At 64.4% G+C, this 20,616-nt stretch carries 17 protein-coding genes; 12 read left to right on the top strand and 5 right to left on the bottom strand.

What is annotated here, in order from left to right:
* Nucleotides 1-63 precede the first annotated feature (63 nt).
* Together BTO02_RS04385 and BTO02_RS04380 are read left to right on the top strand one after the other, a co-directional pair.
* Complete coding sequence (locus BTO02_RS04385) at nt 64-1,401, top strand: MFS transporter (RefSeq protein WP_083614972.1); 1,338 nt, start codon at nt 64-66, stop codon at nt 1,399-1,401.
* An 85-nt stretch (nt 1,402-1,486) separates the two neighbouring features.
* The gene (locus tag BTO02_RS04380; protein ID WP_075155998.1) at nt 1,487-2,275 is read left to right on the top strand and encodes a class II aldolase/adducin family protein; all 789 of its coding nucleotides are present in this window, start codon (nt 1,487-1,489) and stop codon (nt 2,273-2,275) included.
* A gap of 158 nt (nt 2,276-2,433) precedes the next feature.
* Here the strand turns inward: BTO02_RS04380 and BTO02_RS04375 are convergent, their stop codons facing one another.
* The 5 genes from BTO02_RS04375 to BTO02_RS04355 form a co-directional block, all read right to left on the bottom strand.
* Nucleotides 2,434-3,258, bottom strand: coding sequence for an isocitrate lyase/PEP mutase family protein (locus tag BTO02_RS04375; RefSeq protein WP_075155997.1), 825 nt, complete (start codon nt 3,256-3,258; stop codon nt 2,434-2,436).
* Between the two features lie 40 nt (nt 3,259-3,298).
* Nucleotides 3,299-3,799 (bottom strand): methylated-DNA--[protein]-cysteine S-methyltransferase, encoded by a 501-nt coding sequence (locus tag BTO02_RS04370; RefSeq protein ID WP_075155996.1) that lies wholly within the window; start codon nt 3,797-3,799, stop codon nt 3,299-3,301.
* Nucleotides 3,800-3,891: 92 nt separating this feature from the next.
* Nucleotides 3,892-5,841 carry a methyl-accepting chemotaxis protein gene (locus BTO02_RS04365; RefSeq protein ID WP_232243436.1) on the bottom strand — a complete coding sequence of 650 codons (1,950 nt, stop codon included), beginning with the start codon at nt 5,839-5,841 and terminating at the stop codon, nt 3,892-3,894.
* A gap of 242 nt (nt 5,842-6,083) precedes the next feature.
* Nucleotides 6,084-8,468, bottom strand: a complete 2,385-nt coding sequence (locus BTO02_RS04360; RefSeq protein ID WP_075155994.1) for a tetratricopeptide repeat protein — start codon at nt 8,466-8,468, stop codon at nt 6,084-6,086.
* Between the two features lie 235 nt (nt 8,469-8,703).
* Nucleotides 8,704-9,639, bottom strand: a complete 936-nt coding sequence (locus BTO02_RS04355) for a LysR family transcriptional regulator (protein WP_075155993.1) — start codon at nt 9,637-9,639, stop codon at nt 8,704-8,706.
* A 156-nt stretch (nt 9,640-9,795) separates the two neighbouring features.
* On the opposite strand from BTO02_RS04355, the gene leuC reads away from it, so the two are divergent.
* From leuC to BTO02_RS04305, 10 genes are all read left to right on the top strand, one after another.
* Nucleotides 9,796-11,232 (top strand): 3-isopropylmalate dehydratase large subunit, encoded by a 1,437-nt coding sequence (leuC, locus tag BTO02_RS04350; protein WP_075155992.1) that lies wholly within the window; start codon nt 9,796-9,798, stop codon nt 11,230-11,232.
* Nucleotides 11,225-11,884 carry a 3-isopropylmalate dehydratase small subunit gene (leuD, locus tag BTO02_RS04345; protein ID WP_075155991.1) on the top strand — a complete coding sequence of 220 codons (660 nt, stop codon included), beginning with the start codon at nt 11,225-11,227 and terminating at the stop codon, nt 11,882-11,884. The genes leuC and leuD overlap by 8 nt, the downstream gene beginning before the upstream one ends.
* Nucleotides 11,885-12,007: 123 nt before the next feature.
* Nucleotides 12,008-13,027, top strand: a complete 1,020-nt coding sequence (locus tag BTO02_RS04340; RefSeq protein WP_075155990.1) for a 4-hydroxythreonine-4-phosphate dehydrogenase PdxA — start codon at nt 12,008-12,010, stop codon at nt 13,025-13,027.
* Nucleotides 13,028-13,124: 97 nt separating this feature from the next.
* Entirely contained in the window at nt 13,125-14,012 is an 888-nt protein-coding gene (locus BTO02_RS04335) for an alpha/beta fold hydrolase (RefSeq protein WP_198039184.1), read from the top strand.
* A 152-nt stretch (nt 14,013-14,164) separates the two neighbouring features.
* A complete protein-coding gene (locus tag BTO02_RS04330) occupies nt 14,165-15,493 on the top strand; it encodes an MFS transporter (RefSeq protein WP_083615205.1) in 1,329 nt (442 codons plus the stop codon).
* 254 nt (nt 15,494-15,747) lie between these two features.
* Complete coding sequence (locus BTO02_RS04325; RefSeq protein WP_083614971.1) at nt 15,748-16,836, top strand: porin; 1,089 nt, start codon at nt 15,748-15,750, stop codon at nt 16,834-16,836.
* A 136-nt stretch (nt 16,837-16,972) separates the two neighbouring features.
* Entirely contained in the window at nt 16,973-18,106 is a 1,134-nt protein-coding gene (gene ribBA / locus BTO02_RS04320; RefSeq protein ID WP_075155987.1) for a bifunctional 3,4-dihydroxy-2-butanone-4-phosphate synthase/GTP cyclohydrolase II, read from the top strand.
* 85 nt (nt 18,107-18,191) lie between these two features.
* Nucleotides 18,192-18,716, top strand: coding sequence for a 6,7-dimethyl-8-ribityllumazine synthase (gene ribH / locus BTO02_RS04315; RefSeq protein WP_075155986.1), 525 nt, complete (start codon nt 18,192-18,194; stop codon nt 18,714-18,716).
* Nucleotides 18,713-19,150 carry a transcription antitermination factor NusB gene (gene nusB, locus BTO02_RS04310; protein ID WP_075155985.1) on the top strand — a complete coding sequence of 146 codons (438 nt, stop codon included), beginning with the start codon at nt 18,713-18,715 and terminating at the stop codon, nt 19,148-19,150. Before ribH ends, nusB begins: the two co-directional genes overlap by 4 nt.
* Nucleotides 19,151-19,246: 96 nt before the next feature.
* A complete protein-coding gene (locus BTO02_RS04305) occupies nt 19,247-20,440 on the top strand; it encodes a pyridoxal phosphate-dependent aminotransferase (protein WP_075155984.1) in 1,194 nt (397 codons plus the stop codon).
* Nucleotides 20,441-20,616 lie beyond the last annotated feature (176 nt).

Below are 20,616 nucleotides of genomic sequence, written 5' to 3'. Positions count from 1 at the left end.
AGAAACAGGGCGAATCGCGGCGGCATCGACAGCAGACACACATTGAGTAAACGGAGACTACACATGCACGATTCCTTCGGTACGTCGACGGCCGCTGTTGCCGCCGACGATCTCGACGATGCCAAAGGTCGCGCCGCACGCCGGCGCACTGCGGTCAAGTCGATTGTCGGCGGCTCGATCGGCAATCTGATCGAGTGGTACGACTTTCACGTCTACACGACCTTTTCCATCTACTTCGCGGCATCGTTCTTTCCGCGCGAGAACCGCACGATCCAGTTGCTGAGCGCAGCGGCGATCTTCGCGCTCGGCTTCCTGTTGCGCCCGGTCGGCAGCTGGATGATCGGCCTTTACGCCGATCGTCGTGGCCGCCGCGCAGGGCTCACGTTATCGGTTGCGCTGATGTGCGCGGGGTCGCTCGCGATCGGCCTGTGCCCGACTTATCCGCAGATCGGCTTTGCCGCGCCCGTGGTGCTGCTGCTCGCGCGCCTCGTGCAGGGCTTTTCTCTCGGCGGCGAGTATGGCGCGAGTTCGGTGTATCTGAGCGAGATCGCAAAGCCGGGGCACCGCGGCTTCTACAGCAGTTTCCATTACGTGACGCTGATTCTCGGCCAGTTGCTCGCGACCATGGTGCAGGTCGTGCTGCAAGACCTTGTGTTCACGCATGCGCAACTCGTCGAGTGGGGCTGGCGCGTGCCGTTCGTGACGGGCGCCGGGCTCGCGCTCGTCGCGTGGTGGGTGCGCCGCAATATCGATGAAACACCCGACTTCCGCGCGCTGTCCGAGAAAGCCAAACGCGGGCTGCACCTCGCCGAATTGCGCAAACACTGGCGGCCGGTGCTGCTCGTCTTCGGGCTCACGACGGGCGGCACGCTCGCGTTTTTCACCTATACGGTCTACATGCACAACTACCTGGTCAACACGGTTGGCTTGACCGCCACGCAAAGCTCATGGGTCTCGCTGTCCACGCTTGCGCTGTTCATGGTCGTGCAGCCGCTGTTCGGCGCGTTGTCCGATCGCATTGGCCGTCGCGCACTGTTGCTCTGGTTCGGCGTTGCCGGCACGTTTGGCACCTACCCGCTGCTCACGGCGCTCGCCCATACGCGCGACGAAATGACCGCGTTCTTTCTGCTCGCATTTGCGCTGATGATCGTGTCCGGTTACTCGTCGGTGTGCTCGGTCGTGAAGGCGGAGATTTTTCCGGCGCGGCTGCGTGCGCTCGGCGTCGGCGTGCCGTATTCGGTTGCGACCGCAATCTTCGGCGGCACGGCCTCGTACGCGGGGCTCTGGTTCAAGAGCATCGGCCACGAAAGCGGGTTCTACCTGTATGCGTCGGCCTGCATCGCCTGCACGCTGATCGCCACGTTGAACCTGCGCAAGAGCGACGTTCAGATGCAGCCATGAACCCCGCCACGTTTCGACACGCTTTCTTCTCATCGCGGGCGCCTCGCCCGCCGGTTTCGCTGTACCGATCAGCAGGAGTCTTTTTATGACGAAGCAAACGGAATTTTCTATCCCGTCCATGCGCGAACACTGTTCCGAAGCCGAGTGGCAAGTGCGCGTCGATCTGGCCGCCTGCTACCGGCTCGTCGAGTTGTACGGCATGTCGGACATGATTGCCAATCACATCTCCGCGCGCGTGCCCGGCGAAAACGACGCGTTCCTGATCAACGCATACGGGATGCTCTATGAAGAGATCACTGCATCGAGCCTGATCAAGATCGATCATGAAGGCAACATCATCAGCAAGCCCGCGTTTGTCGGCTCCGACTATGGCATCAACCGCGCGGGCTATGTCATTCACGGCGCGATTCACGAAGCGAAGCCCGACGTCAACTGTGTGATTCATACGCATAGCTGGCCGGGTATGGCGGTGTCGTCGCTCAAGTGTGGCTTGCTGCCGCTGACGCAAACATCGATGCGCTTCTACAAGATCGGTTATCACGACTATTTCGGTGTCGTCCTCGATACATCGGAACGCGAATCGCTTGTGCACGACCTCGGCGACAACAATGCGCTGATTTTGCGCAACCATGGGCTGCTGACGGTCGGCAAGACGATTCCAGAAGCGTTCAACGCGATGCACCGGCTCGAACTGTCGTGCCGGTCGCAGCTTGCGGCAATGGCCTGCAATGTCGAGCTCAATTCGGTACCGAAGAAGGTGCTCGAGGAAACGTATATGAACTATCAGCCGCAGACGCGCCGTCCCTATGGCGTCATGGAATGGCCTGCGCTGCTGCGCAAGCTCGACCGGATCGATACTTCGTATCGCGACTGAGAGGCGAGTTAGTCAGCACGCGGCGCTGCAGTCCGAGCGGCGAACTCGCGGCCTCCCCGGTTTGTCGCTCGATCGCGCACCGACGCTTACCCGCGTTGCACCCATGTCGTAAGCTGATCGACGCGTAGTGTTTCGCAGGCCGCGTCTGAACTCCGCGTTCAAGCGTCCGGGTCGAACAACCGGTTGATGTCGCCACCGCTCGGCGCATCGGGAAAGCCCTCGAAACGCCCGTCGGCAAGCGGCTGCGCCGCGCGCATCAATCCACCCCAAGCGGCGCGCGCCAACCCGCCGCCGGTGCTGATACGCCGCACGCCCAGCGCCTCGATATCGCGTAACGTGAACGCCGAATTCCCGCCGATCAACAGATTCACCGGCTTCGGCGCGACCGCGGCCACCACGGCTTCGATCTGCTCGCGCGTGCGAATACCGGGCGCGTACAGACAATCGGCGCCGGCCGCCGCATAGGCCTTCAGGCGCGCGAGCGTATCGTCGAGATCGGGTACGCCGGCGAAGAAATTTTCCGCGCGCGCCACAAGCAGCGTGTCGCCGCCAGTCTGGTCGATTGCGCGACGTGCGGCGCGCAGCCGCTCCACTGCCACATCGATTGGAAAAAGCGGCATATCGGCGCGCCCGGTCGAATCTTCGATCGATAACCCTGCGACCCCCGCTTCGACCGCAAGCGCAACGCTTTGCGCCACGCCTTCGGCATCGGTGCCGAAGCCGTTTTCGAAATCCGCGTTGATCGGCAGATCGGTCGCCTCGACCATCTCGCGCAGATGCGCAAGGATCGCCTCGCGCGGCAGATTGTTGTCCTCGCGCCCGCTCGACCATGCGAAGCCGGCGCTCGTCGTGGCAAGCGCCTTGAAGCCGAGCGACTGCAAATAGCGGGCGCTGCCCGCATCCCACGGGTTCGGCAGGATAAAACAGCCTGATGCGTGCAATGCGCGGAAAGCAGCGCGCTTTTCTGCGGTAGTGCGTGACATCGAGTGTCTCCTTTGGAAGGAATCGCAACCGCAACCGCGCTCAAATCAGCGACGGCTGCACCGCGCCCGATTCGAGCGCAATCAATGTGGCTTTGGTTTGTATGCCGCCGGCGAAGCCGGTCAGATCGCCAGACGCGCCGATCACGCGATGGCACGGCGCGATAATCGAAATCGGATTGCGGCCGTTCGCCGCGCCGACCGCGCGCGTCGCGTTCACATCGCCGATCTGCACGGCAATCTCGCGGTAGCTGCGCGTCTCGCCGAATGGAATGGTCAGCAGCGCGTTCCACACCTTCTTCTGGAAGTCGGTGCCGATGAACTCCGTGGCCACGTCGAAACGCGTGCGCGTGCCGGCGAAGTATTCGTCGAGCTGGCGCGCGGTTTCGACCAGCACCGGGTGATCGACCGCCTCGCGCATCTCGCCGAGCTTCACGCGGCCCGGCCGGTCGTTTTCCCACAGAATGGCCACAAGGCGCTCGCCGCGCGCGACGAGCTTCAGCTTACCGACCGGCGACGCAACAAACCTGTAGACATACGACATTGCGCTCTCCTCGCCGCGGACCGAGCGGCGTTTGCGCCACCGGCCCGATCAACGCCTAAATCAGTAGCATAAGCGCAATTCTCACCGCGACGTTACGCGTCGATCTGAAATGTCGCGACGACCTCCTCCATCATCAATGCCTGCTCTTTCAGCGACGTGCTTGCGGCAGCGGCCTGTTCGACGAGCGCCGCATTCTGCTGCGTGGTGCGGTCGAGTTGCGTGATCGCGATATTGACCTGTTCGATCCCTTCGCCCTGCTGCAGCGACGCGCCGGCAATCTCGTTGACGATCGCATCGACGTTCGTCACCGATTCGATCACGCTGCGAATCGCCGTATGCGCATCGGCGAACAGCCGCGTGCCGCCTGCGACGCTCGCCGACGAGCGTTCGATCATCTCCTTCACGTCTTTCGCCGCGCTCGCGGTGCGATGCGCAAGCGTGCGCACTTCGGCCGCCACGACCGCGAAGCCCTTGCCCTGCTCGCCCGCGCGCGCCGCTTCGACGGCTGCATTGAGCGCAAGAATATTCGTTTGAAAGGCAATGGCTTCGATCGTCGAGATCATCGCAGCCATTTCCGTCGAACGCCGGCCGATTTCGTTCATCACGTCGACAGCACGCGTGATTACCTCTCCGCTCGCCGTGGCTTTCGTCGACGCTTCGCGGCTCAGCAGCCCGGCCTGTTTTGCGTTGTCGGCGTTATGGCGCACGGTGGCCGTCAGTTGCTCCATGCTGGCCGCGGTCTCTTCGAGCGACGCTGCCTGTTCCTCGGTGCGCCGCGATAGATCGAGGTTGCCGGCCGCGATTTCCTGACTGCCGGTCAACACCGATTCGGCGCTTGTCCTCGTGGTCGTAATCGTGCGGCTGAGCGCCGCGAGCAGTTCGTTCATGCGCAGCTTGATCGACGCGAGTTCGTCGTAGCCGCTTGCATCGAGCCGGCCGCGCAGATCGCCGGCGCCCGCCTGCTCCATGCTGCCGGCGAGCGCGTTCACATCGGCGCCGGTTCGGCGCGCGAACGCGACGAACAGATACAGCGCGACGCCCACCGACACCGCGCTCAACACGCTGAGCACGGCGATATGCACGGCCTGCGCGTGCGCCCGCGCGTCGAGCAGCGATTTCAGCAATGCGGACAATTGACCATGCACGCGATAGACCGCATCGACGGCGCGCGTGCCGGAATCGAAATACGCATTCGATTCGGGCATCGGCGCGTTCGGGTTCGATGCGAGGCCGTCGATCATCTTGCCGAAGGCGTCGGCGTCGTCGAGGCTCAGTCCCTGCACGATCGTTGCGCCGTCGCTCGTACCCAGCGCGCGTTGCACGCGCTTCAGGTCATGCCGCACGATGTCGATCTGATCGCGCAGAAAGGCCACGTGAACGCCGAGCGCGGCGCGGTCCGCGTCGCTCAGGCGACCCTCGCTTTTGGCGGCCGCGAGCGCCGCCGCGCCCTTGCCGCGCGCAATGCCGGCCATTTCGGCCGTGTCGGGCAGCGACAGCACCACCAGGTTGGCCAGATAGTAGGTCGCGGCCTCGGGATCGAGCGCGAGTTGCGACGCGTCGGCGAGATCGGCGGTGAACGCGAAGATGGCCCGCACGAGCGCCGTATGTGCGTCGAACACGTCCTTGCCCGAGCCGGTCAGCGGCATCTGCGCAAGCTGCGCATATTGCGCGGACAACGCGTCCGTTTGCGTGGCGAGATCGAACGACTTCGTTTGCGCCGCCTGTGCGCGCAGTGTTGCCATGAGGCGCTCGGCGTCGGCATTCGCCGCATCGAACGCAGGCCGAATCGACTGATTGCCAGCCATCAGCGACGCGCTCGCGCCGCGGCGTTTTTGCACCGCTTTCAGCAGCGCCTGGCTCGTCTCGAGCAATCGGACGCCATCGAGTTCCTCGCGCGTCGACACATAGAAATTGACTTCATCGTGAAGGATCGCGTACAGGCAGACCGCAAGCGGCAGCAAAAACAGCAGCGCGAGCACGGCGAGCTTGCGCGACATTCTGAGGCGGCCCATCAAGGCCATTCCGGGAGCAAACAAACGCATCGTGTACATCCTGTCATTCGGGTTCGGGTTGCAGACGTCGGCGTGCGCGCGATATATGCGTCATGCCGCCGTCACATCGCTATTACGGCGGTCGAACCCTGAACTGAAACGATGCGAAGCGGTTTTTTTCGTATGGCACCAACGCGGGGCGCACTATGCATTGCGTTGGTGCCGCACGCGCAAGAGACCTGTTAAAAGGCGCTGATCTGGTGCGACATCAGCGCGTGAATTTACGTTCATGTTCACGCGGCGTCGCACCAGCGTTCCCATGCGGCGCGATAGGCGGCTTCGACTTGCGCCGCGAAACGCGCGCCGTCCATCAACGGCGAAGCGGCAATGCGCGCACGCAAGCGGTCGCGCAGCTGCGCGACACGCGGCAAGTCGCGCGCGAGTCGTGCGGCGATCTCGACGAACTGCTCATCGCTGTGCGCGGCGAGTTCGCCGAGGCCGAGGTTCATCGACTGGCTCAGGCCCGCGCGTCCGACCGCCGTCGCGCCGACGCGCGTGACGACCGGCACGCCCATCCAGCTTGCGTCGAGGCTCGTCGTATGGCCGTTGTAGGGGAATGTGTCGAGGCCGATATCGATCTCGTGATAGGTGCGCAGATAGTCGGCGCGCGACTGGAACGGCACGAAGCGCACTCGCTCGCTGCCGATGCCGTGCGACGCGAGCCGTTCGAGCAGACGCGTGCGTGCCGAGCCTTGCGGCGCCATCAGCAGCAAGCGTGCGGTGCCGATCTCGTGCAGCACGTCGCGCCACATCTGCAGCGTGCGGTCGGTCAGCTTGCACGGGTTGTTCAGGCATCCGAACGTCACGAGGCCGCTGTCGAATGCGGGCAGCGCGTTGACGTCCGGCATGTCGGCCGGCTTCGTCGATGACGTCAGCGGGTCGTAGCACCAGAACGAATCTGCAAGACGAAGCGACTGCTCGCTGTAATGGCGATCGCTGCCCGGCGGATCGAGCCACGGATCGGTCAGCCGGTAATCGATCGCATCGATGCCGGTCGTGCCGGGGTAGGCAAGCCATGCGATCTGCACCGGCGCCGGCTTGCGTGCGAACAGCAACGGACGCGCGTTCGACATATGCATCGTCAGATCGAGCAGGATATCGATGCGGTCGTCGCGAATCTGCTGCGCGAGTTGCCCGTCGTCGAGCGTGCGCACGTCGCGCCATACGTCGGCATGGCTCTTGAGTTGCTCCGTGACATCGTCAGGCCGCGCGACGCTCGAATAGCAGACAACCTCGTAGCCCGCATGATCGTGATGCGACAGCAGCGGCATCATGAACAGCGCCTGGCAATGGTTGCGGAAATCGGGCGATACGTAGCCGATGCGCAGGCGTCGCGTGCGGTCCGCGCCGTCTGGCCGCGCGTGCGGCTCGCGTGCCGCGCGGTAGCGTGCTTCATGCTGCGCGGACCAGCGGCGGCATTCTTCGAGCGGGGTTTCGGGGTCTTCCGCGCTGAACGTCAACGCATACACCAGATTGCTGTGTGCCATGACATTGGCCGGGTCGCACCGCAATGCCTCGCGGTAGCATGCGATGCCGTCTTCGATACGGCCTGCGTCCTTCAACACCGTGCCGAGATTGTTGTGCGTGACCGAGTGCCGCGGATCGATTTCGAGTGCACGGCGCAAACGCGTTTGCGCTTCGTCGAGGCGCCCGAGCGTGCGCATCAGGGTGCCCGCGTTGTTATGCGCGGCGACCAGATTGGGACGCAGTGCGATGGCTCGATCGAATGCTTCGGCGGCGCGCGTCGCGTCGCCGAGTTCCTTGAGGACATTGCCGAGATTGTTATATGCATCGGCATGCGCAGGGTTCAGTGCGATTTCGCGTTGATAGAACGACGATGCTTCGTGTGAGTGGCCGAGCGCGTGCAGGGCGTTACCGAGGTTGTATGCAGCCTCGGCAAAGTGCGCGTCGAACTCGAGCACGCGCGCGAAAAGCGTCGCGGCGCCCGCGTGATCGCGGCGCGCCATCAGCGCGACGCCAAGGTTCAGCAACGCGTACGGCGAAGCCGGTGCGGCCTTGACTGCCGCTTCGAGCAGGGCAATCGCGGCGTCGATGCGGCCGCGCACCTGCAGCAGCGTGCCCAGGTTCGTCAGTGCATTTGCATCATGCGGCGCAATCGCGAGTGCCCGACGATACGCGTGTTCGGCATCGTCGAGCGCATGTTGCCGGCGATAGCCATTGCCGAGATTGTTCAGCGCGTCGACATGCGTCGCGTCGAATTCGACCGCGCGTGCGTACGCGTCGATGGCGCGCGGATAGTCGGCGAGCGCTTCGTGCGCCGTGCCCATCGCGAACAGCAGGTCGGCAGACGGCGCGTCGAGCGACAGGACGCGTTCGTAGGCGCGCACGGCTTCGGCGAATCGCTGCGCGGCCGCGAGCACCTGGCCGCGCGCGAAGTGAAGGCGCGCGACGGCGGGCGCATGAACGATCGCTTCGTCGAGCCATGCAAGCGCGGCATCGTAGGCGCCGCATTGCAGTTCGAGCACGCCGAGCCGCAGCAGCACATCGGCGTCGGTTGGACCGATAGCGAGCACGCGCCGGTAAAGGTCGCGCGCCGCGGCGAAATCGCCCGCAAGATGCCGCTCCTTTGCCGCCGCGAGAATCCGATCGACCTCCATGCTGCGCCCCGTTCTGTCGCGCGAAAAAATGTGCGCGTGTGTGACGATGTTCGTACTTTATTGCCGTGCGACCGCCGCGTTGCCGTGCGACCGTGCGACCGTGCGGATCATATCGCAGCGCCGGCGGTCTGGGGTTACAGCCGTTCACGCCAGCTTACGGATAGCCGTCGAGCGGAACCGGCCGATGGCAAGACTCGTGCTGCTGCCTGCGTTTTCAACGACTCGGGCACCGCAGCTAATCGCCGTGCGCCATCCACGTTTGCGTCTCGCCCATCTGGTCCACGGTATGACCGAACCATTCCACGAGGAAGTCGACGAACGCACCGACCTTGGCCGACACATTGAGCCGCTCGCCATACACCGCATGCACATCGGCACCCGGCAACGACCACTCGGGCAGCACCAGCTGCAACGCGCCAGAGCGCAGATGCGGGTACACGTCCCATTCGGAGCGCATCAGCACGCCGTGACCGTCGAGCGCCCAGACCAGCGCGGTCTCGCCGTCGTTGCTGCTGAGCGCGCCGCGCACCTTGATCGTTTCGTGCTTGCGGCCGCGGCGCAAATGCCAGGTGCCGTATGCGGCGTCGTTTTCGCGCAGCACGATGCATTGGTGGCCGTGCAGATCGCGCGGCGTGGCCGGCACGCCGGCGCGTGCGAGATAAGCAGGCGACGCACATAGAAAGCGCCGGTTCGGCGCGATCTTGCGCGCGACGAGGCGTGAGTCGGGCACTTCGCCGAACCAGATGCCGACGTCGTACGCTTCGTCGGCAAGCCGGATCGAGCGGTCGGTCAGCGTCAGTTGCACTTCGACTTCCGCATAACGCCGCGCGAACTCGGACACCGCGGGCGCGATATGACGCCGCCCGAAGCCGAACGTCGCATTGACGCGCAACAGGCCCTTCGGCACCGCGCGCGCACTCGACACCATGCGGTCGAGCTCCTCGAACTCGAGCAGCAGCCGCGCGCCATGCGACAGATACAGTTCGCCCTCCTGCGTGACGCTGATCCGCCGCGTGGTGCGATTCAGCAGCCGCACGCCGAGGCGCGTTTCCATGCGTGCCAGGCGCGCGGTGACCGCAGGCGGCGTCACGCCGAGCTCGCGGGCCAGCGCCGACAGGCTGCCGTGTTTGACGAGCTGGACAAAGAACGCGAGATCGGAGATCGAATCCACTTACCGGCCCACTTATAAATTCAAGTTAAAAATAGATTAAAGAAGAATGCATTATATGCGCCGACCATCTGTATAGACTATCCCCCGTAACGAAGCTGTCAGCGTCGTTAGCCAAAAAAAACTGTCCACTCCCGGCCCCACACCATTGGAGGAGATGTGCCGCGCACGTTGTATCAGAAGCTCGTCGAGTCGCACACCGTGGCCCGTCTCGACGCGGAGCACGTCCTGCTTTACGCGGACCTGCACATCATGAACGAGTACACGAGCCCGCAGGCGTTCAACGGGCTCGTCGAACGCGGTATCGGCGTACTGCGGCCGCAACAGCAGATGGGCGTCGTCGATCACGTGATTCCGACGAAACCCGATCCGGTCGGCAAACGCGTGATCGCGATCGACGCCGCCTCGCGCCAGGCTGCCAATTTCACGCGCAACTGCACGCGCTACGGCATCAAACTGTTCGACGTCAACGATCCGCTGCAAGGCATCGAGCACGTCGTCGCGCCCGAGTCGGGCCTGATCCGCCCCGGCATGGTCGTGCTGTGCGGCGATAGCCATACCACCACCTACGGCGCGTTCGGCGCGCTCGGCTTCGGCATCGGCACATCGGAGATCGAGCATGTGCTCGCCACGCAGACGCTGTCGTATCGCGTGGCGCGCACGATGCGCATTCATATCGACGGTCCTTTGCCCGCCGGCACCACGTCGAAAGACCTCGTGCTGCGGGTGATCGCGAAGATCAGCGCGCAAGGCGCGCGCGGCTATGCAGTCGAATATACGGGCGAAGCGATTCGCGCGATGTCGATCGAAGCGCGCATGACGTTGTGCAACATGACCGTCGAGGCCGGTGCGCGCGCCTCGCTCGTCGAACCCGACGACACGACTTTCGACTATCTGCGCGCGCATCGCGGCAACCTCGGCGAAGCGCAGATGGAAGACGCGATCGCCGCATGGCGCTCGCTGCGCTCCGATGCGCACGCAACGTTCGACAGCACGGTCACGATCGCGGCCGCCGAGGTCGCACCGTACGTGACGTGGGGCACGAGCCCCGACCAGGCGATTCCGGTCGACGGCGTGATCCCGGCGCCGGCCGATGGCGCCGATCACATCGCGAGCGCAGCGACCGCGCGCGCGCTCGATTACATCGGCCTCGCGGCCGGCTCGAAGATCGAAGGCACACCGATCGACCGCGTGTTCATCGGCTCGTGCACGAACGGCCGCATCGAAGATCTGCGCGCCGTGGCCGCGATGCTGCGCGACGGCATGCGCGTCGCGCCTACCGTGCGCGCGATGATCGTGCCGGGCTCGGGCGCGGTACGTCAGCAAGCGGAACAGGAAGGGCTGTCGGACATTTTCATCAAGGCCGGCTTCGAATGGCGTCAGCCCGGCTGCTCGATGTGTCTCGCGATGAACGACGACGTGTTGCGTCCGGGCGAGCGCTGCGCATCGACGACGAACCGCAATTTCGAAGGCCGCCAGGGCCGCGATAGCCGCACGCATCTGATGAGCCCCGCGATGGCGGCCGCGGCGGCGATCGCGGGACGCATTACCGATATCCGCAATTGGGAGCAACAGGGAGAGCACTACCGTGCCTGATTACTCGCGCATAGAAGGCGTCGCAGCCCCGCTGCCGATCGCGAACCTCGATACCGACCAGATCATGCCGAAGCAGTTTCTGCTCGGCACCGACAAATCGGGCCTCGCCGCCGGCCTGTTGTATGACCTGCGCTTCGCGCCGGATGGCCGCAAGCGCGCCGACTTCGTGCTCAATACGCCTGCGTATGCCGATGCCAAAGTGCTGGTCGGCGGCCCGAATTTCGGTTGCGGCTCGAGCCGCGAGCATGCGGTGTGGGGCCTGCTGCAAAGCGGCATCGAAGCCGTGCTCGCGCCGAGCTACGGTGAAATTTTCTACTACAACGCGGCGAATAACCGGCTGCTCGCCATCGTGCTGAAGCCTGAAGAGATCGACGAGATCACGGCCGAAGTGTCGCACGCGGCGACCAGCTCGATTGAGATCGACGTCGCGGCGCAACGCGTGCGCACCGCATCGGGCCGCACGTACGCGTTCAGAATGGACGAGCGCCATCGCCAGATGTTCCTCGAAGGGCTCGACGTGCTCGGCGCGTCGCTGAAGATGCTGCCGCAAATCGAAGCATTCGAGAAGCGGCATCGCGCGGAAAACCCGTGGGCCGTCGTGCTGCCGCTGCCGGACGGCGATGGCGCGAGTGCTTCGGCAGCGCGCGCGTAGGCCGCCTCGGCGGTCGCGTTGCGGGCCGCGCGTTGTGGTGGGTCGCGCTATGGATCGCGACACGAGCCGCAACATGAGCGCCTGCCCGTTTCAATCAACTAGAACCAGTATGGAGAATCTCGCATGAAACCTCTGATCGGCCTGATGCTCGGCGACGTCACGGGGATCGGCCCCGAGCTGATCGTCAAGCTGCTGTCGCTGCCCGAGACGCGCGAAAAGGCGAACGTCGTAATCATCGGCGACGAGCGTGTGCTCGAACTCGGCATGAAGGACGCAGGCCAGCGCATTGCGTACGTGAAGATCGCGAACGTGAAGGACGCGGTACACGATGCAGCCGCGGTGCCGTTCATCGATCTGCACAATGTCGACCCGGCCTTGTACGAGCGCGGCAAGTTGAACGCCGAATCGGGCCGCCTGACCGGCGAAACGCTGAAGTTCATGACCGACCTCGCGCTGGCCGGCGAACTCGACGGCATCTGCTTCGCGCCGCTGAACAAGGCCGCGCTGCATCGCGGCGGCTGGAACTTCCACGACGAGCACCAGATGTTCGCCGCATGGACGAAGCACGAAGGCTACTTCGGCGAAGTCAACATCATTCCGCAGTTCTCGACGTTTCGCGTGACTTCGCACGTCGCGCTGCGTCAGGCCGTCGATATGGTCAAGCCCGATCGCATCGAAGGCGCGCTGACGCTCGCCCACGACACGATGCGCGCATTCGGCAAGAGCGCGCCGCGCATCGGCGTCGCGGCGCTCAATCCGCACGGCGGCGAAAACGGCCTGTTCGGCGACGAGGAGATCAAGATCATTCGCCCGACGCTCGAAGCGCTGCGCGCGAAAGGTCTGGCGAGCGAAGGCCCGTTTCCTTCGGATACCGTATTTATCAAGGCGCGCCGCGGCGACTTCGACGCAGTCGTGATCATGTACCACGACCAGGGGCAGATCGCGACGAAGCTGCTCGGCTTCTCGCAGGGCGTGACGCTGACGGGCGGACTGAAGACCGTCTATGCGACGCCGGCGCATGGCGTCGCTTACGACATCGTCGGTCAAGGCAGCGCGGACGTCGGCGCGACCGCGGCCGCATTCGACGTCGCGACCCGCACCGCCGCCGCCCGCAAGCGCGCGCGCGAAGCGCTCGCGCACTGAAGCAGATCAGCACCCGCATCGATGCCGCTGCGCCGCCTGGAGACGGCGTGCGCGGCGAAACGCATCAACATAAACACGCTTTAGCCTGGAGTCAGCCATGCCCATGTTTGAGAATTTCACAAAAACCACGATCAAGACGAGCGGTGCCGACATCGTGACGGTCAAAGGCGGCGAAGGCCCGCCGCTGCTGCTGATGCACGGCAACCCGTTCAACCATCTGTCGTGGCACAAGATCGCCCCGCGGCTGGCAAAGGAATTCACCGTCGTCTGTACCGACCTGCGCGGTTATGGCGACAGCTCGAAGCCGCCCGGCGGCGGCGATCACTCGAACTACTCGTTCCGTGCGATGGCGCAGGACCAGGTGGAAGTGATGGAAACGCTCGGCTTCACGAAGTTCTACGCCGCCGGGCACGATCGCGGCGCGCGCGTGCTGCACCGGATGTGCCTCGATCATCCGGCCAAGGTGACGAAAGCGGGCTTCATGGACATGCTGCCGCAGCACCATCTGCTGAACAACGTGACGCGTCAGTGGGGCAAATTCTCGTGGCACTGGTTCTTCATGGTGCAGGACTACCCGACGCCGGAAACGATGATGGGCGCGGATCCGGAGTTCTTTATCCGCCGCAAGCTGTCGAAGACCGATCAGGGCACGAGCTTCTTCGGCCCTGAAGCGCTGCAGGATTACATCCGCTGCATCAGGAATCCGGACGTGATTCACGCAATGTGCGAGGACTACCGCGCAACCTTCGGCATCGACCTCGACATGGACACCGCCGACTACGATGCCGGCAAGCGCGTCACCACGCCCTCGCTGATCTTGTGGGGCGCGAAAGGCGGTGTCGGGCGCAATCACAACGCGGCCGAAGTGTGGAGCCGCTACGCGACGAACATCGTCAAGACGGGCACGGTGCCATCGGGCCACTATCTGCAGGAAGAGTGTCCCGACGAAACCTATGAAGCACTGTCGAGCTTCTTCCGCGGCTGATACGTAACCGGCGCCGCCGCCGGTGAACCCGTTCCCGCGGCAGCCCCCGGCAACTTTCTCGCAGCAGCGCGCGCGGCGCTGCATCCGCTGCACTTCGTCAAGCAGCGCCGCGCATGGCAGCACCTAAGTCTTATAACAAAATGGAGGAAGACATGACCCCTTCGCAGCCAACGCGAAGCAGGGCAAGGATCACGTTCATCCTGCTCTGCCTCATGGCGTTCATCATGTACGTCGACCGTACCAATATTTCGGTCGCCGCGCCCGTGATGAGCAAGGAACTCGGGTTTAACAACACCCATCTCGGCTTTATCTTTTCCGCTTTCGCGATCGCCTACAGCTGCTTCATGATTCCCGGCGGCTGGCACAGCGACCGTATCGGTTCCCGCAAGGGCCTGTTGCTGTACGGCTCGTTGTGGGCCATCGCGACGATCGCGACGGGCATGGTCGGCAGTCTGGTCGCGCTGGTGGCGGCGCGCTTCTTCGTCGGCGTCGGTGAAGCGCCGATCTATCCGACCGCCGCGCGGATGATCGCGCGTGTGATTCCAGAAGACCGCCGCGGTTCCGCGCAAGGCGCGATGCACGCAACGGGCCGCATTGCCAATGCGCTCGCGCCGCTGATCGTCACGGGGCTGATCGTCGCGTTTTCGTGGCGCTTCACGTTCATTATTCTGGGCGGCATCACGCTCGTTTATATGGTCGTGATGTATCTGGGCCTGAACGAGGCGAAAAAGCATAGCGACGATGCGCAAAGCCATGCCGCTCATGCACAGGCACAGGCCGCGGCGGCGCCCGCGCCGCATCGCAAGCCGCTCGACTGGCGCGACATGATTCGCCGCGTGTGGCCCGCCACTGCCGCGTGCTTCTGTCACGGCTGGGTACTGTGGTTCTTCCTGAACTGGATTCCGTCGTTTTTCTCGCAGCGCTATGGCATGAAGCTGTCGCACAACGCGATCTTCTCCGCGCTCGTGCTGCTCGGCGGCTCGCTCGGCACGTTCGCGGGCGGCATGCTGACCGACTGGCGCTTCAAACGCACCGGCAACCGGCTGCGCGCGCGCCGCGAAGTGATCATCGTCGGCTTCCTTTCGTCGATCGTCTTCCTGATTCCGCTGCTGCTGACGCGCGACGTCACGATCAGTTCGGCGTGCCTCGGGCTGGCGTTCTTCTGCTCGGAACTCGCGGATTCGCCGCTCTGGGTCGTCGGCACGGAAGTCTCGCGCGAGCACTCCGCTACGTCGAGCGCGTGCACCTTCACCGGGATGGCGCTGGCGGGCGCCGTGTCGCCGGTCGTCGTCGGCATGCTGCTCGATGTGTCGCACGGCCGATGGGCAGTCGCGTTCGTTGCATCGATCGTCGTGCTGCTGCTCGGCCCCCTCTTCACGCTGAAGATCCGCATCGACGACGACCCGCCCTCGCCGATCGGCAAATCGAGGGAGAAAGCAGTGACGGCCGGACCCGACGTCGCGCACGCCCCGTCCCGCTAGCGCAAAAACCGGAAAGCGTGAGCGCGGCGGCTGCCTCGCACTGCGTTCACGCGTTCAGGAGACGTTCAGGCGCGTTCGAGGGAATTCAACCCTGAAGCGCGTATCCGCATGCGTAACGACCCGCGCATGCGGAACTGAAATCATCGAAACGGATGTGGCGCTCTCACGTCCGTACTCAGCATGACTAATTAATGATCGGTGCGCGATCTGGCCATCCCGTCAGATGCTTCCGGTCGACTAAATGAGGAAATGAGATGAGCATTGGAGGAACAGTAACCCGGATCAGGCCGCTTCTGCTCGGCGTGCTGGCGACGTCGTTGAGTGCGGGCGCTCATGCGCAGTCGAGCGTAACGCTATACGGCATCGCCGATGCCGGCCTGGAATTTCTGACCGGCGCGCCCAACTCGCAGGGCAAAGCGTCGCATCTTCTGCGCGAGGAATCGGGCGGGGTAAAGAGCAGCCGGATCGGCTTCAAGGGGGCCGAAGATCTCGGCGACGGGTTCAAGGCGATCTTCCAGCTCGAAGGCGGCGTCGACATCACGCGCGGCAAGTCGCTGCAGAACGGACGCCTGTTCGGCCGCCAGGCCTACGTGGGCCTGAGCAGCCGCTACGGCTCGCTCACATTCGGCCGGCAGCGCGTTCCGATGTACGACTTCTCGGTGCGTTACGACCCGCTCGACTACAACATCTATGGCCTCAAGCAAACCGACGGGCAGTTCACGGGCCGCGCCGACAACTCGGTCAAGTATTTCGGCAGCGTCGGCCCGGTCAGCTACGAGGCGCTTTACAGCACCGGCTACGACGCGACGATCCCGAACGGCGGCCAGGTGCCCGGCGCTTTCAGGGTGGGGCGAGAAATCGGTGCGGCCATTCAGTACGCGAGCGGCCCGTTCTCGGCGATGGTGACCTACGATCTGCGCAACGGCACGTCGATCGCGACGCAGTCTGGCAAGGAGCAGCATCTGGCCGCTGCGGCGACGTACAAAATCGGCAAGGCGAAGGCGTACCTCGGCTACCGGTGGCTCAGCAGCACGCTGCCGCTCGATCCGAGCACGCAGGGGCATGCGAACGAGTTCTGGACCGGCCTCGAGTACCGCGTGTCCGTGCCGCTCACGATTGCCGGCGCGGTTTTCTGGACCGACATCACGTCGGCGAGCCAGCGGCCGGTCTATCTGGCCGCCACCGCCAAATATGCGTTGTCGAAGAGCACGACGCTGTATACGGAAGTCGGCTACGTAAAGAACAGCAACGGCTCGAATCTCGGTCTGAACGGCTACGACAGCGATATCGTCGCCGGCCACAACCAGACCGGCGTGATGCTCGGCGTGATCCACTACTTCTAGGCGAGCGCGCGGCGCTGCCCGTCCGGCCTCGTTCCGGGGGCTGCGGCAGCGCCGCCGCCGCATGGTTCCATTCCGACGGGCGACTTGGCGGGCCGCGTGGCGTAAAATACGCGTCTTTCCCGAACTGCTCGCCATCATGACGCTCGCCTCCACCCCCGAGATCATCGCCGAACTGAAAGCCGGCCGGATGGTGATCCTCGTCGACGAAGAAGACCGCGAAAACGAGGGCGACCTCGTGATCGCCGCGGAATTCATCACGCCGGAAGCGATCAATTTCATGGCCCGCTACGGCCGCGGCCTGATTTGCCTGACGCTCACGCAGGAACGCTGCAAGCAGCTGAATCTGCCGCTCATGACGTATCGCAACGGCACGCAGTACGGCACCGCGTTTACGGTCAGCATCGAGGCGGCCGAAGGCGTGACCACCGGCATCTCGGCCGCGGACCGCGCGCGCACGATCGCCGCCGCGGTCGCGCGCGACGCGCGCCCCGAGCACATCGTGCAGCCGGGCCATATCTTTCCGATCATGGCGCAGCCGGGCGGCGTGCTGATGCGCGCCGGCCACACCGAAGCCGGCTGCGACCTCACCGCGCTCGCGGGTCTTGCGCCCGCCGCGGTGATCTGCGAAATCATCAAGGACGACGGCACGATGGCGCGGCTGCCGGACCTGATCGAGTTCGCGCACGAGCACGGCCTCAAGATCGGCACGATCGCCGATCTGATCCACTACCGCAGCCGCACCGAATCGATCGTCGAACGTGTGGCGGAGCGCACGATGCAAACGGCGCACGGCGCGTTCCGCGCGGTCATGTACCTGGACCAGCCGAGCGGCCAGCCGCATATCGCGCTCGTGCGCGGCACGCCGACGCCCGATCGCGACACGCCGGTGCGCGTGCACGAGCCGTTGTCGGTGCTCGATCTGCTCGAAGTCGGTTCCTCGTGCACGCACTCGTGGACGCTCGACGCGGCGATTCAGGAAATCGCGTCGCGCGACCTGGGCGTTATCGTCATGCTGAACTGCGGCGATTCGAAGGAGCACCTCGTCGACCTGTTCAAGGCGTTCGATCAGCGGGACAAGGCGGATGCGTTGAAGCGCCGCCCGGTCGACTTCAAGACCTACGGAATCGGCGCGCAGATTCTGCGCGAACTGGGCGTGGGCAAGATGCAGGTGCTGTCGAATCCGCGCAAGCTCGGCAGCATGTCAGGCTATGGGCTCGAAGTGACCGGCTTCGTACCCATGCCGGGCGTCGCGGCCGAAAAGCCGTGCTGACAGCCGCCGTGTTCGAATTTTTAGCACCTGCATAACCCGCGTTCAGTCAATATGCTGCGCCCACCCTACACTTCACGGACCTGATATGGAAATCGGACAATACCAACCGAATCTCGACGGCGACGGGCTGCGCATCGGCATCGTGCAGTCGCGTTTCAACGAACCCGTATGCAACGGCCTCGCCGATGCCTGCATCGAGGAACTCGAACGCCTTGGCGTCACCGGTGAAGACGTGCTGCTCGTCACGGTGCCGGGCGCGCTCGAAATCCCGCTCGCGCTGCAAAAGCTCGCCGAAAGCGGCCAGTTCGATGCGCTGATCGCGGTCGGCGCCGTGATCCGCGGCGAGACGTACCACTTCGAACTCGTGTCGAACGAGAACGGCGCGGGCATCTCGCGCGTCGCGCTCGATTTCGGTATTCCGGTTGCCAACGCGGTGCTCACCACCGAAACCGACGAACAGGCCGTCGCGCGCATGACCGAAAAGGGTCGCGACGCGGCGCGCGTGGCCGTCGAAATGGCGAATCTCGCGGTCGCGCTCGAACAGCTCGACGGCGACGAAGACGAAGACGACGAAGAAGAAGACGAGGGTGACGAAGAGGATCGGGCATGAAGAGCGCACGCCGACGTTCGCGCGAACTGGCCACGCAAGGGCTTTATCAGTGGCTGCTGTCGGGTGCGCCCGCCGGCGAGATCGATGCGCAGCTGCGCGGCGCGCAGGGTTTCGACAAAGCCGATCACGACCACCTGAATGCACTGCTGCATGGCGTGATTCGCGAAGCCGACGATCTGTCGGCCGCGATTACGCCGTGTCTCGACAGGCCGATCGATCAGCTTTCGCCGGTCGAACGATCGGTGCTGCTCGTCGCCGCGTATGAGTTCAAGCATCACATCGACATCCCGTATCGTGTCGTCATCAACGAAGCGGTCGAGCTCGCCAAGACATTCGGCGGGTCCGATGGCTACAAGTATGTGAACGGCGTGCTCGACAAGCTCGCCGTGCAGTTGCGCGAGGCCGAGACGCAGTCTGCGGGGCGCAGGCGCTAACCAGGCGCTAACCAGGCGCTAACCAGGCGCCAGACAGGCGCGACCCAGGCAGGATTTGAAGTCGGATTCAGGCAGGACTTGAACGGAACTCGTCGAATGAACAGCGTGAGCGAACCGCTGATCCATCTGGCCGCGCGCGTCGATGCGATCCAGCCGTTTCATGTAATGGAAATGATGAAGGAGGCCGCGCTGCTCGAGCACGCCGGCCGCGACATCATTCATATGAGCATCGGGCAACCCGATTTCACGGCGCCGCAGTCCGTGCTCGATGCGGCGGCGAATGCGCTCAAGCGCGGCGACATGCACTACACGAGCGCGCTCGGCATCCGGCCGCTGCGTGAAGCGATCGCCGGCCATTATCGGCATGCGTATGGTCTCGATGTCGATCCGGCACGGATCGTCGTGACGGCCGGTGCATCGGCAGCGCTGCTGCTCGCGTGCACGGCGCTCATCGATCGCGACGACGAAGTGCTGATGCCCGACCCCTGCTATCCGTGTAACCGCCACTTCGTGACCGCGGCCGAGGGCAAGCCGGTGCTCGTGCCGAGCGGACCGGCCGAACGTTTCCAGCTGACCGCCGACGACGTCGAACGCCTGTGGACCGCGCGCACGCGCGGCGTGCTGCTCGCGTCGCCGTCGAATCCGACCGGCACGTCGATCGCGCCGGACGAGTTGAAGCGCATCGTCGCCGCCGTGCGGGCGCGCGGCGGCTTCACGGTCGTCGACGAAATCTACCAGGGGCTCAGCTACGACGCGCCGCCGGTGTCCGCGGTGTCGTACGGCGAGGACGTGATCACCGTCAACAGCTTCTCGAAGTACTTCAACATGACGGGCTGGCGGCTCGGCTGGCTCGTCGTGCCGCCGTCGCTCGTCGGCGCGTTCGAGAAGCTGTCGCAGAACCTCTTTATCTGCGCGTCGGCGCTTGCACAGCATGCGGCGCTGGCGTGTTTCGAAGCGGAAACGCTCGCAATCTACGAAATGCGGCGGCTCGAGTTCAAGCGCCGCCGCGACTATCTCGTACCGGCGCTCGAGTCGCTCGGCTTCGCGGTGCCGGTGATGCCGGACGGCGCGTTCTACGTCTACGCCGATTGCCGCAATGTGCCGCACGCCGCGGCCGGCGACAGCAACGCGCTGGCCAATGCGATGCTGCACGACGCGGGCGTCGTGATGGTGCCCGGCATGGATTTCGGGTCAGCCGCGGCGCAGCACTACGTGCGCGTGTCGTATGCGACCGCCTATGCGAGGCTCGAAGAGGCGGTAGACCGGCTGCGTGGCGTGTTCGGCCACTAGCCGCCCGGCCTCGCGCGGGCCATGACGCAGCGTCAGGCTGCGTCGACTCGCGACTCGGGTTTGAATGGTGGCCACGCAACCGCTGCTGATACGGACCTGATCTGACATGTCATGAAAAAGCCCCTGCTGGTCGGTGACCACAGGGGCTTTGCTTATATCCAGCGTATCCAGCGCGT

Source organism: Paraburkholderia sp. SOS3 (assembly GCF_001922345.1).
In the GTDB taxonomy this organism is placed as follows: domain Bacteria; phylum Pseudomonadota; class Gammaproteobacteria; order Burkholderiales; family Burkholderiaceae; genus Paraburkholderia.
This window is presented reverse-complemented; position numbering and strand designations above follow the sequence as displayed.

Bases quoted from the DNA above. Each gene is read 5' to 3' on its own strand.
- nusB (WP_075155985.1), top strand. From the start codon at position 18,713: ATGAAGAGCGCACGCCGACGTTCGCGCGAACTGGCCACGCAAGGGCTT.
- ribH (WP_075155986.1), top strand. From the start codon at position 18,192: ATGGAAATCGGACAATACCAACCGAATCTCGACGGCGACGGGCTGCGC.
- BTO02_RS04380 (WP_075155998.1), top strand. From the start codon at position 1,487: ATGACGAAGCAAACGGAATTTTCTATCCCGTCCATGCGCGAACACTGT.
- BTO02_RS04330 (WP_083615205.1), top strand. From the start codon at position 14,165: ATGACCCCTTCGCAGCCAACGCGAAGCAGGGCAAGGATCACGTTCATC.
- BTO02_RS04365 (WP_232243436.1), bottom strand. From the start codon at position 5,841: ATGCGTTTGTTTGCTCCCGGAATGGCCTTGATGGGCCGCCTCAGAATG.
- BTO02_RS04375 (WP_075155997.1), bottom strand. From the start codon at position 3,258: ATGTCACGCACTACCGCAGAAAAGCGCGCTGCTTTCCGCGCATTGCAC.
- BTO02_RS04305 (WP_075155984.1), top strand. From the start codon at position 19,247: ATGAACAGCGTGAGCGAACCGCTGATCCATCTGGCCGCGCGCGTCGAT.
- ribBA (WP_075155987.1), top strand. From the start codon at position 16,973: ATGACGCTCGCCTCCACCCCCGAGATCATCGCCGAACTGAAAGCCGGC.
- BTO02_RS04325 (WP_083614971.1), top strand. From the start codon at position 15,748: ATGAGCATTGGAGGAACAGTAACCCGGATCAGGCCGCTTCTGCTCGGC.
- BTO02_RS04335 (WP_198039184.1), top strand. From the start codon at position 13,125: ATGCCCATGTTTGAGAATTTCACAAAAACCACGATCAAGACGAGCGGT.
- BTO02_RS04340 (WP_075155990.1), top strand. From the start codon at position 12,008: ATGAAACCTCTGATCGGCCTGATGCTCGGCGACGTCACGGGGATCGGC.
- BTO02_RS04385 (WP_083614972.1), top strand. From the start codon at position 64: ATGCACGATTCCTTCGGTACGTCGACGGCCGCTGTTGCCGCCGACGAT.
- BTO02_RS04360 (WP_075155994.1), bottom strand. From the start codon at position 8,468: ATGGAGGTCGATCGGATTCTCGCGGCGGCAAAGGAGCGGCATCTTGCG.
- BTO02_RS04370 (WP_075155996.1), bottom strand. From the start codon at position 3,799: ATGTCGTATGTCTACAGGTTTGTTGCGTCGCCGGTCGGTAAGCTGAAG.